Source organism: Blautia caccae, assembly GCF_040095955.1.
GTDB lineage: Bacteria > Bacillota > Clostridia > Lachnospirales > Lachnospiraceae > Blautia > Blautia celeris.
This window is the reverse complement of the sequence record NZ_JBBMFP010000100.1, coordinates 1-703: the sequence shown is the minus strand read 5'-3', so window position 1 is coordinate 703 and position 703 is coordinate 1. Positions and strand designations below refer to the sequence as shown.

The following is a 703-nucleotide window of genomic DNA, read 5'->3' as shown; positions in this document are numbered from 1 at the left end:
ACGCAGTTTTGGACTATTATGGAGATAAAGAGCCGCAATGGTTGAGTGAGCTTACGCATAAGGAAGCACCTTGGAAATCAGCTAGGGTTGGAGTACGAGCTGGGCAGGCATGTAGTAATGTAATTAGCAAAGAAAGTATGATGCAATATTACGGAGGCCTGCAATAATGGGTAAGAAAAAGATAGTTAAGCAAGCGGAAAGTGCAAAGAGTTCTAAAATGCCTAAAGTTGTTGAAAACCCAGAGGGATACTTAAAAAAGCATCCTATCTGGGCTTTTCAACGTTGTGATGTTAATCATGAAAAATGGTCAATAAAGAACTGCAAGAACTTTAATGAAGAAATATTAGATAAGTTAATCTCCTTTGAAGGACAGACATGGGCAGAAATACAATCTGCGTCGGGTGGACGGAGGAATGGTACGAATAGCCATTTTGAAGATATAGCTATTCTTTGTAAGGACGCCCAGAGACGAATTGAAGAATTACATTTAGATATTGACCAGGTTTTTTCGTTGAGATTAACAGCGACATTGCGAATTTATGGTATTCTGGAAAATGGTGTTTTTAATGTATTATGGTACGATCCTAATCATGAGATTTGTCCTGCTGTTAAAAGATAAAATACATAAAAAGCTGTAAGGCCCCGGTTCTTCGCCGGGGCCGTCAATAGTTTAAATCTTTTTATACTGCAATTTGATATGATG

At 38.1% G+C, this 703-nt stretch carries 1 protein-coding gene; it reads left to right on the top strand.

Annotated elements, in window-relative coordinates; translation table 11 throughout:
- Positions 1–166: 166 nt before the first annotated feature.
- On the top strand, positions 167–619 hold the full coding sequence (locus WMO65_RS26400) for a hypothetical protein (RefSeq protein ID WP_148393961.1): 453 nt from the start codon (positions 167–169) through the stop codon (positions 617–619).
- Positions 620–703: the final 84 nt, after the last annotated feature.